At 71.6% G+C, this 13,733-nt stretch carries 7 protein-coding genes and 1 rRNA gene; 4 read left to right on the top strand and 4 right to left on the bottom strand.

The genetic code is table 11. From position 1 onward, the window contains the following. Window positions 1-219: 219 nt before the first annotated feature. Window positions 220-2,976, bottom strand: coding sequence for a glycoside hydrolase family 31 protein (locus ACT2CW_RS39260; protein ID WP_445520056.1), 2,757 nt, complete (start codon window positions 2,974-2,976; stop codon window positions 220-222). Window positions 2,977-3,185: 209 nt separating this feature from the next. On the opposite strand from ACT2CW_RS39260, the gene ACT2CW_RS39255 reads away from it, so the two are divergent. Continuing rightward, window positions 3,186-5,210, top strand: a complete 2,025-nt coding sequence (locus ACT2CW_RS39255; protein ID WP_445520055.1) for an acetoacetate--CoA ligase — start codon at window positions 3,186-3,188, stop codon at window positions 5,208-5,210. A 270-nt stretch (window positions 5,211-5,480) separates the two neighbouring features. Here the strand turns inward: ACT2CW_RS39255 and ACT2CW_RS39250 are convergent, their stop codons facing one another. Beyond that, on the bottom strand, window positions 5,481-6,824 hold the full coding sequence (locus ACT2CW_RS39250; protein WP_445520054.1) for an aminotransferase class I/II-fold pyridoxal phosphate-dependent enzyme: 1,344 nt from the start codon (window positions 6,822-6,824) through the stop codon (window positions 5,481-5,483). A gap of 61 nt (window positions 6,825-6,885) precedes the next feature. Here ACT2CW_RS39250 and ACT2CW_RS39245 point away from each other — a divergent pair, with 61 nt between their 5' ends. Continuing rightward, window positions 6,886-8,217: an MFS transporter gene (locus ACT2CW_RS39245; protein ID WP_445520053.1), complete on the top strand. Its 1,332-nt coding sequence runs from the start codon at window positions 6,886-6,888 to the stop codon at window positions 8,215-8,217. A gap of 22 nt (window positions 8,218-8,239) precedes the next feature. Then, the gene (locus ACT2CW_RS39240; protein WP_445520052.1) at window positions 8,240-9,238 is read left to right on the top strand and encodes a hypothetical protein; all 999 of its coding nucleotides are present in this window, start codon (window positions 8,240-8,242) and stop codon (window positions 9,236-9,238) included. 107 nt (window positions 9,239-9,345) lie between these two features. Here ACT2CW_RS39240 and ptsP read toward each other — a convergent pair whose 3' ends face one another. Both ptsP and ACT2CW_RS39230 read right to left on the bottom strand, forming a co-directional pair. Beyond that, a complete protein-coding gene (gene ptsP / locus ACT2CW_RS39235; protein WP_138912465.1) occupies window positions 9,346-11,016 on the bottom strand; it encodes a phosphoenolpyruvate--protein phosphotransferase in 1,671 nt (556 codons plus the stop codon). Window positions 11,017-11,121: 105 nt separating this feature from the next. Further along, complete coding sequence (locus ACT2CW_RS39230) at window positions 11,122-11,568, bottom strand: PTS sugar transporter subunit IIA (RefSeq protein WP_445520051.1); 447 nt, start codon at window positions 11,566-11,568, stop codon at window positions 11,122-11,124. A gap of 563 nt (window positions 11,569-12,131) precedes the next feature. Here ACT2CW_RS39230 and ACT2CW_RS39225 point away from each other — a divergent pair. Beyond that, window positions 12,132-13,658, top strand: a 16S ribosomal RNA gene (locus tag ACT2CW_RS39225). Window positions 13,659-13,733: the final 75 nt, after the last annotated feature.

The raw sequence follows: 13,733 nt of genomic DNA, 5'->3' as shown, positions 1-13,733 counted from the left end.
AAACAAGCCCGTGTCCGCGACTCCGCGTCCGCGGGATGCGCATCGGCCGGTGCCCGCGGTCACAAGCCCGCGCTGCGGGGTGTCCTCGGTCCCGTCGCGGCGGGAGCTCGGCATGGCTTTCGGCCGTTGGGCTGCGGGCGCCGACTTGGGTGGGCGCGGGGGAGCGGGGCGGTCTGCCTGGCGTGCCACTCGGGGCGCAGCGGGCAGACCGCGGCGCGGTCAGCTTGCTCGGGGGGCGTGGCGGTCCTCGGAGGGCGGAGCCTCGCCCCGTACTCGTATCGGGTAGCCCACCTCACCGCCGCCCTCGCGCTCGATCATCACCTCGCCGTCCCGCAGCCGGGTGCTGAAGCGCAGCAGTTCCGGCTTTTCCCAGCCGTCGCCGGTGTCCACGGCCAGCGAGCCCGCGCCCGCGCCCTTGCGGCCCGCACACGGGGTCCACACCTCCAGCTCCACCCCGCCGCCGGGCGCCGCCACCGGCACCACCGAACCGGCCCGGGCCAGCACCGGGATGCCCGACAGGGGAGCGTCCAGCACCACCTGCCCGGGGCCGTGGTACGCCCGGCCGGTCACCGTGTCGTACCAGCGGCCGCGCGGCAGCCGGACCGGGCGGCGGCGGGCGCCCTCCTCCAGCACCGGTGCCACCAGCAGCGCGTCCCCCAGCAGAAAGGCGTCCTCGCAGTCGCGCAGCGCCCGGTCCTTCGGCGTCCGCCACCACACGGGCCGCACATACGGGGCGCCGGTGCGCGCGGCCAGCTGCGCCAGCGTGGTGAAGTACGGCAGCAGCCGCTGCCGTTCGCGCAGCGCCGCCGCCGCGTGCTCCAGCACCCGCGACCCGAATTCCCACGGCTCCCGCCGCCCCGCCGAGATCGCCGAATGGGTGCGGAACAGCGGGAGATACGCGCCCAGCTGGAACCACCGCAGATACAACTCCGGCGACGGAGAGCCGGTGAAACCACCGATGTCGGGCCCCGAATACGGCACCCCGGACAGGCCCAGCCCGATCACAAGCGACAGCGAGGCCCGCAGCCCCGCCCAGCCCGTGGCCACGTCGCCGGACCAGCTGCCCCCGTACCGCTGGAGCCCAGCCCACCCCGAGCGCGAGAAGAGAAACGGCCGCTCGTCGGGGCGCAGCTCGCACAGCCCCTCGTAGCCCGCCCGCGCCATCGCCAGCCCGTAGACGTTGTGCGCCTCGCGGTGGTCGCCGCCCCGGCCCTCCAGGGCGTGCCGGGCCGAGCGCGGCAGCGTGGTCTCCCCGAAGGCGGCGAACGACACCGGTTCGTTCATGTCGTGCCACACCCCGGAGAAACCCTGCGCCAGCCGTTCCGCGTACAGCCCGCCCCACCACTTGCGCACCCGCGGATCGGTGAAGTCGGGGAACACCGACTCGCCCGCCCACACCACTCCGCGCACCTCACGCCCCCGGGCGTCGCGCACGAAGACGTCGTCCGCCGCCCCGCTCTCGTACACCGCGTTGCCCGGCTCCGCCTTCACCGCCGGGTCGACGATCGATACCAGCCGCACCCCGTCCTCGAGAAGTTCGGCGGCGAGCCCCGGCAGATCGGGGAAGCGCGTGCCGTCCACCGTGAACACCCGGTGGCCGATGAGGTGGTCGATGTCCAGGTGCAGTGCGGACAGCGGCAGATTCCGCTCCCGGTAGCCCGCCACCACCCGCCGGACCTCCGCCGCGTCGCGGAACCCCCAGCGCGCGTGGTGATGGCCGAGCGCCCACCGCGGCGGCACCGCCGGGGCGCCGGTCAGCGCCGTCCAGCCGTTCAGCACCCGCGCCGGAGTGGTGCCCACGATCACCCAGTAGCGCAGCGGGCCGCCCTCCAGCCGCGTCCGGCAGCGGCCGGGCCGGTCATGGCCGGAGCCCGCGCCCTCCTCGCCCTCCCGCAGGGTGACCGTGCCGTCCCAGGAGTTGTCGTGGAACACCAGATGGGTGCCCGCGTCGGCCACCACCAGCTGCACCGGCATGGTCAGATACAGCGGATCGTCCCCCGGCTCGAAGCTGCCACCCGGATCGGTGTTCCACAGCCGGTACACCCCGTCCCGCAGCCGGGGCCCGGAGGCCCGTCCGCCGAGCCCGAAGAAGCGCGCGTCCGCGGACACTTCGGACAGCTGGAGCCAGCGTGCGCCCTCCCCGACCAGCCCGGGCCCGAGCCCGGGATCCACGGTCCGGGGCTCCGCACCCGGCTCTGTGGACCCCGGCTCCGTGGATCCCGGCTCCGAGGACCTCGGCTCCGTGGATCCCGGCTCTGAGGACCCCGGCCCCGCCTCCGGCCCCGCGAGCCGTGGCTCGGCGGATCCGCCCCCCAGCCCCAGCCCCGGCTCCGCGAGCCCCACCCCCAGCCCCACCCCCAGCCCTGACCCCGCTCCCAGCCCTGACCCCGCTCCGGCCCCCGGCCCTGACCTCGCACCCGCCCCAGGGCCCGCACCCGCACCCGCACCCGCCCCAGGCCCCACTCCCGCTCCCGCCCCCGCCGGCCCCCGCGTCCCGGCGGGCTCCCACCACCGCGGCGGCAGATCCCGCCGCAGCACGACCCCGCCCGGGGTCCGCACCTCCACCGTGCCGGTCCGCCCCACCATCACCGTGACCCGCTCCGACACCACCCGCCAGCCGCCACCGGTGTCCGGCTCCAGCTCCGCCCGCTCGTCCGCCTCCGGACAGGGCCCGTCCAGCGCGTACGACGGCTCCGGCTCGGCCCCGTCCCAGCCGCAGAACACCGCGCCGCCCGTGGTCACCCGCACCCGCAGCGAGGACCGCGCGAACCGCACCACCCCGCCCCCCGGCTCCGGATCGGCCCCTTGCACCGCACCCGGCACCCGGGCCAGCTCGGCGCCCCGGCGGGGCAGCGCGGCCGCGTCGGAACGCCGACGCCGCCACGCCGAGCGCAGTGACCGCAGCCCCTGCGCGGTGCAGAGCACCCTCACCGACCGCACCAGCTTCTCCGACCGCACCAGGTCACGCGCATCCATACTGATCAGCCTGCCATTGCCGACGCCCGGCAGAGACATGGTTCAACTGCCGTTCACCTGTGGTCCTCGCACATGATCCCGCCCTGTGATGTGGAGTGGCGCCCCTGGTGCGGGAGTCGATCACATGGCATCGTCACGACCGGACGCATACGAGGCGGATGTGCCACCCACGGACACATCCGACGCGGACAGCCCGGGAGCCGACACCCATGACCACCGCAGCCCACTCCGACCACCGGCCGCACCCCCTGTGGCAGCCCGGCGCGGACCGGATCGCCCGGTCCCGGCTGACCGCCTTCCACGCCTGGGCGGCCGAGCGGCACGGCGCCCCGGCGCCCGCCCCGGACGACCCGAGCGCGAGCTACGCCGCGCTGCACCGCTGGTCGGTGGCGGAGCTGGAGACCTTCTGGCGGGCGGTCGCCGAATGGTTCGAGGTGCGCTTCGCCACCCCGTACGAGCGGGTGCTCGCCGACGCCACCATGCCCGGCGCCCAGTGGTTCCCCGGCGCCACCCTCAACTACGCGGAGCACGCCCTGCGCGCCGCCGAGGACCCCGCCCGCGCCGACGACCCCGCGCTGCTCCACGTCGACGAGGTCCAGGACCCGCGCCCGGTCAGCTGGGCCGAGCTGCGCGGCCAGGTCGGCGCGGTCGCCGCCGAGCTGCGCCGCCTCGGCGTCCGCCCGGGCGACCGGGTCAGCGGCTACGTCCCCAACATCCCGCAGGCCACCGTGGCCCTCCTGGCCGCCGCCGCCGTCGGCGCCGTATGGACCTCCTGCGCCCCCGACTTCGGCGCCCGCAGCGTCCTGGACCGCTTCCAGCAGGTCGAGCCGGTGGTGCTCTTCACCGTCGACGGCTACCGCTACGGCGGAAAGACCCACGACCGCACCGCCACCGTGACCGAGCTGCGCGCCGAGCTGCCCAGCCTGCGCGCCGTCGTCCACATCCCGCTGCTGGGCACCCCCGCGCCCGAGTCCACGCTGGTGTGGGACGACATCGTCAGCGAACCGGTGGAGCCGGTCTTCGAACAGCTCCCCTTCGACCACCCCCTGTGGGTGCTCTACTCCTCCGGCACCACCGGCCTGCCCAAGGCGATCGTCCAGTCCCAGGGCGGCATCCTGCTCGAACACCTCAAGCAGCTCGGCCTCCACTGCGACCTCGGCCCCGAGGACCGCTTCTTCTGGTACACCTCCACCGGCTGGATGATGTGGAACTTCCTGGTGTCCGGCCTGCTGGTCGGCGCCACCGTCGTCCTCTACGACGGCAGCCCCGGCTACCCGGACACCGCCGCCCAGTGGCGCGTCGCCGAACGCACCGGCACCACGCTCTACGGCACCTCCGCCGCGTACGTCATGGCCTGCCGCAAGGCCGACGTCCACCCGGGCCGCGACTTCGACCTCTCCGCCGTGAAATGCGTCGCCACCACCGGCTCCCCCCTGCCACCCGACGGCTTCCGGTGGATCCACGACGAGGTGGCCGAGGACATGTGGATCGCCTCCGTCAGCGGCGGCACCGACGTGTGCAGCTGCTTCGCGGGCGCCGCGCCCACCCTCCCCGTCTACATCGGCGAACTCCAGGCCCCCGGCCTCGGCACCGACCTCCAGGCGTGGGACCCGCAGGGCGAACCGGTGATCGACGAGGTCGGCGAGCTGATCGTGGCCCGCCCCATGCCGTCGATGCCCGTCCGCTTCTGGAACGACCCCGACGGCACCCGCTACCGCGACAGCTACTTCGAGATGTTCCCCGGCGCCTGGCGCCACGGCGACTGGATCACCCTGACCTCCCGAGGCACCGTGATCATCCACGGCCGCTCCGACTCCACCCTCAACCGCCAGGGCGTCCGCATGGGCTCCGCCGACATCTACGAGGCGGTCGAACGTCTCCCGGAGATCCGCGAGTCCCTCGTCATCGGCGTCGAACAACCCGACGGCGGCTACTGGATGCCCCTCTTCGTCCACCTGGCCCCCGGCGCCACCCTGAACGAGGAACTCCTGACCCGCATCAAAACCACCATCCGCACCCAACTCTCCCCCCGCCACGTCCCCGACGAGGTCATCGAGGTCCCCGGCGTCCCCCACACCCTCACCGGCAAACGCATCGAGGTCCCGGTCAAGCGCCTCCTCCAGGGCACGTCCTTGGACAAGGCGGTGAACCCGGGGTCGGTGGACGATGTGGAACTGCTGCGGTATTACGAGCGCTTGGCCCAGCAGAGGGGCGGGGCCACCCCGACCTCTTGAGGTTCCGGCCCCTCGGGCATGCTTCCCAGCCCCTCCAGGGCTTGAGGAGTTCGAAGCGGTGTCCCACATCCGGCCTCTCCGGGGCTTGGGGAGTCCGGGGCGGTGCCCGAAATCCAGCCCCTCCGGCGTTTGAGGAGCGGGGTCCAGGGGCGGAGCCCCGGCGGGGGTCCGGGGGCGGAGCCCCCGAAACGGGGTCTGGGGCGGAGCCCCAGCGGGGGCCGGGGCCGCGCCCCGGTTTCGGGAAGGGGCGGGGTGGGGAAACACCCCCGCCTACCCCCCATACGTCGCCTGCGCCTCCCCCAACACCCCCGCCAAATCCCCCGCCAAACCCCCCGCATCCCCCTCCCCCAACCCCGCCGTCGTAATCCGCACCCCCGCCCCCGCAGCCAGCCGAAACCTCGCACCGGCCGCCACCCACCACCCCCGCGTCCGCAACCCGTTGACCACCGCCGCCTCATCCCGCACCGGCACCCACACATTCATCCCGCTCGCCCCGTGCGCGGCGATCCCCCGGGCCGACAGCGCCGCCAGCAGGGCCTCACGCCGCCGCGCGTAGGCGGACCGCGCCGAGGCCACCAGGCCCTGGGTCTCCGGGTCGGTCATCAGCCGGGCGACGGTCTCCTGGAGCACATGGCTGACCCAGCCCGACGTCAGCAGCATGCGGCCGTCATGGCGCGCCAGCGTCGTACGGTCGCAGGCGAGCGCGCCCCACCGCAGGTCGGTCCCCAGATGCTTGGAGACGGTACGCACCTGCGCCCACCGCGCCGGACCCCCCGCAGTGTTGCCCCTGCCCCCCGCCGTAAGGCTGTACAACGGCACCCCCGCGACATCCGCCGCATGATCGTCCTCGATCACCAGCACCTCACCCGCCGCCTCACCCAAAACCCCCAGCAGCGCATCCCGCCGCCCCGCCGAGAACCAGCCCCCGTAAGGGTTCTGCCCACGCGGGCTACAGATCACCGCACGCGCCCCCGCCCGCAGCGCCCCCCGCAGCGCGTCCGGCCGGATGCCCTCGTCGTCCACGGCCACCGGCACGCTCCGCAGCCCCAGCGCCGGGACGAGGTCCAGCAGATGGTGGTAGCCGGGGTCCTCCATCGCCACGGAGTCACCGGGCCTGAGCTCGACGGACAGCAGCCGGGCCACGCAGTCGAGCGCGCCATGGGCGAAGGTCAGATGCTCGGCCGGCACGCCGTCGCGCTCGTACCAGGCGCGGGTCAGCTCCTCCAGACCGGCCAGCCGGGGCTGGGCGCGATGCGACCGCACCCCGGGAGAGAGCCGGGCGGTCGGCAGCAGAGCGGGCAGGAAGGCCGGATCGGGGTGACCGCCCGCCAGATCGCGCACCCCCTCAGGCACCGGCGGCGGGCGACGCGAGGCGACGGCGGGCGTCGGGGCGACCACCGTGCCGCCCCGCCCCTGGGTCACCACGATCCCGCGCCGCCGCAGCTCCTTGTACGCGGTCGCGACGGTGCCGGGGCTGACGCCCAGGCGCTCCGCCAGCCGGCGCACCGGGGGCAGCGCGGTACCGGGCGCCAACGCCCCCTCCACCACGCCCTGTTCGACGGACGCGGCAATCCCCTTGGCCGACGCACCGGTGATCTCATATTGTGTCGCCACAGAAGTAACTCTGTATCAATACAAAAGAGAATGTCAAGCGGGAATGTCAGGGGGAACCAGGGTGGGCAAGCCAACGCGCCGCACCGCGCTCAGCGACCGCATCCCCGGCGGCCGGGACGGCCGACGCATGCTGATCGTCACCTTCGTCGACCGGATCGGCTCGGGTCTGTGGGGCGCGACCGCGGCGCTCTACTTCACCTTCGCCGCCGGGCTCAGCACCGCCGAGATCGGCCTGCTGCTCGCCGTATCCGGAGCGATCGGCATCGCGGGTCCGCCCCTCGGCGGCCTCCTCGCCGACCGCGTCAGACTGCGCCCGCTCCTGATCACCGTCCAACTGGTGCGCGCCGCCGCCTCATTGGCCCTGCTCACCACCACCGACCTCCGGCTCCTGCTCGCCATCGCCTCGGTGGGCAGCCTGGGCGACCGTGCGGCCGCCGTGCTGACCAAGCTGTACGCGACCCGGGTCGCGGGCCCCGAGCGCGTCCGCTACCAGGCCATCAGCCGCACCGCCATGAACGTCGGCTGGGCCGTCGGCGGCCTCGCGGCGGCCGCGGCACTCACCGGCGGTACGGTCACCGTCTACCGCTGGCTGCTGATCGGCGACGCGCTCTCCTTCGTTGCCTCCGCGCTGTTCACGCTCGGCTGCGCAGAACCGCCCTCGGCGTCCCGCATCGCGGCCACATCCGCACCCGCGGAACCCGGCGCACCCACCCCCACGGGACCCGCCCCCGCGGAACCCGCACCTGCACCCGCACCCGAGGAAACCACCGCCCCCACCCCCTGGCGCGACCGCCGCTACCTCGCCTACACCGCCAGCGAGGCCGTCCTCTTCCTCGACGACTCCGTCTTCAAGGTCGGTCTGCCGCTGTGGGCCGTGACGGCCACCAGCACCCCGCACCAACTCGTCCCCCTGCTGCTCGTCCTCAACAACCTGCTCGTGGTGCTCTTCCAGGTCCCGTTCGCCCGCTTCGGCGCCACCCCGCACACCGCACGCACCTCGCTGTGGCCACTGGCCGGTGCCTTCCTCGTCGGCGGGGCCGCGCTGGCCGCCTCGGCCGTCGGCGCGCCCTGGTTCGCGGCCACCGCGCTGGTGCTGGCCGCCACCGCCTTCACCGTCGCGGAGATGCTGCACGCCACGATCTCCTGGGAGCTGTCCGTGGTCCTCGCCCCGCCCACCGCACAGGGCGCCTACCTCGGCGTGCACGGCCTGGCCCAGGCCGCCCAGCGCAGTGCGGGTCCGCTCGCGGTGACGGCGGCGATCGCGGCGGGCCCCCTCGGCTGGCTCGGCCTCGGCGCCGGGCTCGCCGCCATGTGCGGTGCCCAGCGCCACCTGGTACGGGACCGCGGTGACGGAGCGTTGTCAGTGGCCCCGGTTACGGTGAGTGAGCACTGAACATCCGCGCTGAGGGGGAGTCATGGCGCACACCGGCCGCAGGAGCCACCGGAACCGCCCGGGCGGGCACAGGAAGCCGAAGACGCAGAAGCCGAAGACACAAAAGCCGAAGGCACAGAAGCCGAGGACACAGAAACCGACGACCCGGCAGCGTACGAGGAGGCAGACCACCCGGCGCGCCCTCCGCAGAGAGGTGCCCAGCACCGTGGCCCTGCTCGCCGACGAGCGGGACTTCGCGGCCATGCGGCACTACGAGTCATTCGCCTTCGACGACCACGGAGCGTATCTACGGGAGATGGAGGGGCTGCTGAAGGCGCTCGCGGCCAAGGGCGTCCACACCACCGTCGCCCTCTTCGACCCCGTCGCCTACGAGGAGTTCTGCGCGGACACCCGGCTCGACCCGGACACCGCCGCGAGCCGCACGCGCTATACGGCGGAGCTGGCCGTCGCGGGCGGCACCGTCACCTACGAGGGCCAGCCGATCGCCCGCCTGGTGCCACGGCTCATCGGCGTGGCCGAGGAGCAGGCCACCTGGGAGTACGCCACGGCGCTGCTCTCCCGCGTCGGCCACCACGGGGAGTGCCGCGACGACACCACCGCCCGCGCCGCGTTCGACCGCGCCGGGGCCGCGCTGCGCGCGGTCGTCGAGTCGGTCGGGCCGGGCGTCCACCATCTGGTGTGCAGCGTGCCCGCGGACGGCACATCACTGGTCGCCGTGCTCCACGCCGACGCCCGGGAAGCGGGCCCGCCGAAGCTGGCCGAGCCCTCGGGGCTGGTCTTTCGCACCGTCCTGGCCTGCGGGTTCGCCCTGCGCGGCGCCGGCGGCCTGGTGCTGCGCACCATCGTGGCGGACTCCCCGGAGACGGTCCGCGGCTGGGCGCTTCAGGACGGCTGGCTGCGCCCGCTGAGCGAGGCGGAGGTGTTCACCGCGTACTGCACCGACGCCGAGACCGGTGAACCCATCCCTCCGGAGCACGGCGTCGAATACCGGGCCGGCATCCCGCTCAGCCGCCCGGAATGACCGAAGGCGTCCCGCCACCCGGCGGGACGCCCTCATCAACAGCCCACGGCTCAAAGCTCACATTTCACAGCTCAAAGCTCACGACTCAGCACTCACAGCCCACCGGCTCATTCGCCGGACAACACCGCCTGCGCCGCCCGGCGGGCATCCTCCGCGGTGTCCGCCGCGCGCGCCGCGGAGGCGGCCCGCTCGCACTGCGCCAGCGTGTGCTTGGCCAGCGTCGCGCGCACATACGGAATGGAGGCCGCACCCATGGAGAGGCTGGTGACGCCCAGACCGGCCAGCACACACGCCAGCAGCGGATCGGAGGCGGCCTCACCGCAGACACCACAGCTCTTGCCCTCGGCCTGCGCGGCCTCCGCCGACGCCGCCACCAGGTCGAGCAGCGCGGGCTGCCACGGGTCCTGGAGCCGCGACACCGCTCCGACCTGACGGTCGGCCGCGAAGGTGTACTGCGCCAGGTCGTTGGTGCCCAGCGAGAGGAACTCGACCTCCTGGAGGATCGAGCGCGCCCGCAGCGCGGCGGACGGAATCTCCACCATGGCGCCGAACTTGGCCCGCAGCCCCGCCTCGCGGCACGCGTCCGCGAACGCCTTGGCGTCCAGCCGGTCGGCCACCATCGGGGCCATCACCTCGAGATAGACCGGCAGTCCCTCCGACGCCTTGGCCAGCGCCGTGAGCTGCGTCCGCAGCACCTCGGGGTGGTCCAGCAGGGTACGCAGACCGCGCACGCCCAGCGCCGGGTTGGGCTCATCGGCCGGGGTGAGGAAGTCCAGCGGCTTGTCCGCGCCCGCGTCCAGGACCCGCACCACCACCCGGCCCTCGGGGAACGCCTCCAGTACCTGCCGGTAGGCCGTGACCTGCTTCTCCTCCGACGGCGCCTGAGTGCTGTCGTCGAGGAAGAGGAACTCGGTGCGGAACAGCCCCACACCCTCGGCGCCCGCCTCGACCGCCGCCGGCACATCGGCCGGTCCGCCGACGTTCGCCAGCAGCGGCACCTTGTGCCCGTCCGACGTCGCACCCGGACCGGAGGAGGCGGCCAGCGCGGCCCGGCGCTCCTCGGCGGCGCGCGTCAGCTCGGCCCGCTTGTCCTCGCTCGGGGACACGAAGATCTCGCCCGTGCTGCCGTCGACGGCGATCAGGGTGCCCTCGACCAGATCCCCGGCACCGGGCAGCGCGACCACGGCCGGCACCCCAAGGGCACGGGCGAGGATCGCGCTGTGGCTCGTCGGCCCGCCCTCCTCGGTCACGAACCCCAGCACCAGCGTCGGGTCGAGCAGCGCGGTGTCGGCCGGGGCGAGGTCCCGCGCGATCAGCACATACGGCTCATCGCTGTCCGGCACACCCGGCATCGGCACACCCAGCAGCCGCGCCACGATCCGGTTCCGGACGTCGTCGAGGTCGGCCACCCGGCCCGCCAGGTAGTCACCGGCCCCCGCCAGCAGCGCCCGGTAGGCCGCGAAGGCGTCGTACACCGCGCGCTCGGCGGTGCTGCCCACGGTGATGCGCCGCTCGACATCGGCCATCAGCTCCGGGTCCTGCGCCATCATGGCCTGCGCCTCGAGCACGGCCTGGGCCTCGCCGCCCGCCAGATTGCCGCGCGCGACCAGATCGGCCGCCACGGCCTCCACCGCCTGGCGCGCCCGCCCCTGCTCACGCGGCGCCTCATCGGCCGGAATCTGCTTCGCCGGCGGCTCCAGGACCGCCGTCCCCATATGGCGCACCTCGCCGATGGCCACCCCGTGGCTCACGCCGACGCCTCGCAGCGTTGTCTCCATGTCACCCGTCCCCGGTCGATACGGCGGAACCCCGCCATGGTGGATGTCGTACCCGCGGTGCGCCGCCCGGCCCGGTCCCCATCGGCCGCCGGGCGCACGCCCGGCTCACCAGTCGAAGAGTGTGTCGCCCGTCTTCACATCGACGTCCTCCTTGACGCCGGACAGGGCATCGGCCGTGGCCTCGAGCGCCACGATCGGGCAGATCGGCGACTTGCCCGCGGCCACGGCGGTGGCCGGGTCCCAGCGCACGATCGCGCCACCGCGCTTGACGGTGTCCCCCTTGTTGATGAGGACCTCGAAGCCCTCACCGTTCAGCTGCACGGTGTCGATGCCGAGGTGGGTGAGCACACCGTGCCCCTCCCCGTCCACGACGACGAACGCGTGCGGGTGCAGGGAGACGACGATGCCGTCGACCGGGGCCACGGCCACGAAGGGCTCGAGTACGGGGTCGATCGCCGTGCCCGGACCGACCATGGCGCCGGAGAACACCGGATCGGGCACCGCTTCGAGCCCGATCACGCGGCCGGCGACCGGTGAGGTCACGCTGGTCATGGGAGCCTCCCGGGAGGTGAAGATTCATCACGCGCCGTCACCACCTGTCCCGGACAGCGCACTGCCCAGAAGAGTAAGTCATAGGAACTACGGATTCCGCACACGTGGCGCAGGCAGGAGGGGGTGCCCGGGCCGGGAATCGATTTGCCACGGCCGCGCGGGGCGCTGTACTGTCGTATCCCTGCCCACCGGATGAAGCACAGCGAACATCTGCGTGCACATCAAGGTTCAGGGCGGCGCCATCAGCTACTTGATCCAAATCTCGGATCCGCTTTCGCATGCCTTGCGAGAGACACGGGTACGGAGAGCCGGAAATAGTCTGATAGCGTGTGAAACACCGAAGGGAAGCGCCCGGAGAAACCGGTGAAACGGTTTCGAAGGAAGCGTCCGTTCCTTGAGAACTCAACAGCGTGCCAAAAGTCAACGCCAGATATGTTGATACCCCGTCCACTCGTGGACGAGGTTCCTTTGAAGAAAAACACAGCGAGGACGCTGTGAACCACTGGGTTATTCCTCTGGTGGTTCCGCTCTCGTGCAGTGTTTACCGGGATATCCCGGAGGCATTCACGGAGAGTTTGATCCTGGCTCAGGACGAACGCTGGCGGCGTGCTTAACACATGCAAGTCGAACGATGAACCGGTTTCGGCCGGGGATTAGTGGCGAACGGGTGAGTAACACGTGGGCAATCTGCCCTGCACTCTGGGACAAGCCCTGGAAACGGGGTCTAATACCGGATACGACTGCCGACCGCATGGTCTGGTGGTGGAAAGCTCCGGCGGTGCAGGATGAGCCCGCGGCCTATCAGCTTGTTGGTGGGGTGATGGCCTACCAAGGCGACGACGGGTAGCCGGCCTGAGAGGGCGACCGGCCACACTGGGACTGAGACACGGCCCAGACTCCTACGGGAGGCAGCAGTGGGGAATATTGCACAATGGGCGCAAGCCTGATGCAGCGACGCCGCGTGAGGGATGACGGCCTTCGGGTTGTAAACCTCTTTCAGCAGGGAAGAAGCGCAAGTGACGGTACCTGCAGAAGAAGCGCCGGCTAACTACGTGCCAGCAGCCGCGGTAATACGTAGGGCGCAAGCGTTGTCCGGAATTATTGGGCGTAAAGAGCTCGTAGGCGGCTTGTCGCGTCGGATGTGAAAGCCCGGGGCTTAACTCCGGGTCTGCATTCGATACGGGCAGGCTAGAGTTCGGTAGGGGAGATCGGAATTCCTGGTGTAGCGGTGAAATGCGCAGATATCAGGAGGAACACCGGTGGCGAAGGCGGATCTCTGGGCCGATACTGACGCTGAGGAGCGAAAGCGTGGGGAGCGAACAGGATTAGATACCCTGGTAGTCCACGCCGTAAACGTTGGGAACTAGGTGTGGGCGACATTCCACGTTGTCCGTGCCGCAGCTAACGCATTAAGTTCCCCGCCTGGGGAGTACGGCCGCAAGGCTAAAACTCAAAGGAATTGACGGGGGCCCGCACAAGCGGCGGAGCATGTGGCTTAATTCGACGCAACGCGAAGAACCTTACCAAGGCTTGACATACACCGGAAAACTCTGGAGACAGGGTCCCCCTTGTGGTCGGTGTACAGGTGGTGCATGGCTGTCGTCAGCTCGTGTCGTGAGATGTTGGGTTAAGTCCCGCAACGAGCGCAACCCTTGTTCTGTGTTGCCAGCATGCCTTTCGGGGTGATGGGGACTCACAGGAGACTGCCGGGGTCAACTCGGAGGAAGGTGGGGACGACGTCAAGTCATCATGCCCCTTATGTCTTGGGCTGCACACGTGCTACAATGGCCGGTACAATGAGCTGCGAAGCCGTGAGGTGGAGCGAATCTCAAAAAGCCGGTCTCAGTTCGGATTGGGGTCTGCAACTCGACCCCATGAAGTCGGAGTCGCTAGTAATCGCAGATCAGCATTGCTGCGGTGAATACGTTCCCGGGCCTTGTACACACCGCCCGTCACGTCACGAAAGTCGGTAACACCCGAAGCCGGTGGCCCAACCCTTGTGGAGGGAGCCGTCGAAGGTGGGACTGGCGATTGGGACGAAGTCGTAACAAGGTAGCCGTACCGGAAGGTGCGGCTGGATCACCTCCTTTCTAAGGAGCACATAGCCGACTGCAAGCAAGTGTCTTGCACGGTTGCTCATGGGTGGAACGTTGACTACTCGGCAC

The organism is Streptomyces sp. NEAU-174, assembly GCF_052665095.1.
The sequence above is the reverse complement of the archived record's forward strand: the minus strand, read 5'-3'. Positions and strand labels throughout refer to the sequence as shown.

What these genes read in the sequence shown, in the direction of transcription:
- ACT2CW_RS39260 (WP_445520056.1), bottom strand. Translation starts at nt 2,976, where the DNA reads ATGGATGCGCGTGACCTGGTGCGGTCGGAGAAGCTGGTGCGGTCGGTG.
- ACT2CW_RS39255 (WP_445520055.1), top strand. Translation starts at nt 3,186, where the DNA reads ATGACCACCGCAGCCCACTCCGACCACCGGCCGCACCCCCTGTGGCAG.
- ACT2CW_RS39240 (WP_445520052.1), top strand. Translation starts at nt 8,240, where the DNA reads ATGGCGCACACCGGCCGCAGGAGCCACCGGAACCGCCCGGGCGGGCAC.
- ptsP (WP_138912465.1), bottom strand. Translation starts at nt 11,016, where the DNA reads ATGGAGACAACGCTGCGAGGCGTCGGCGTGAGCCACGGGGTGGCCATC.
- ACT2CW_RS39230 (WP_445520051.1), bottom strand. Translation starts at nt 11,568, where the DNA reads ATGACCAGCGTGACCTCACCGGTCGCCGGCCGCGTGATCGGGCTCGAA.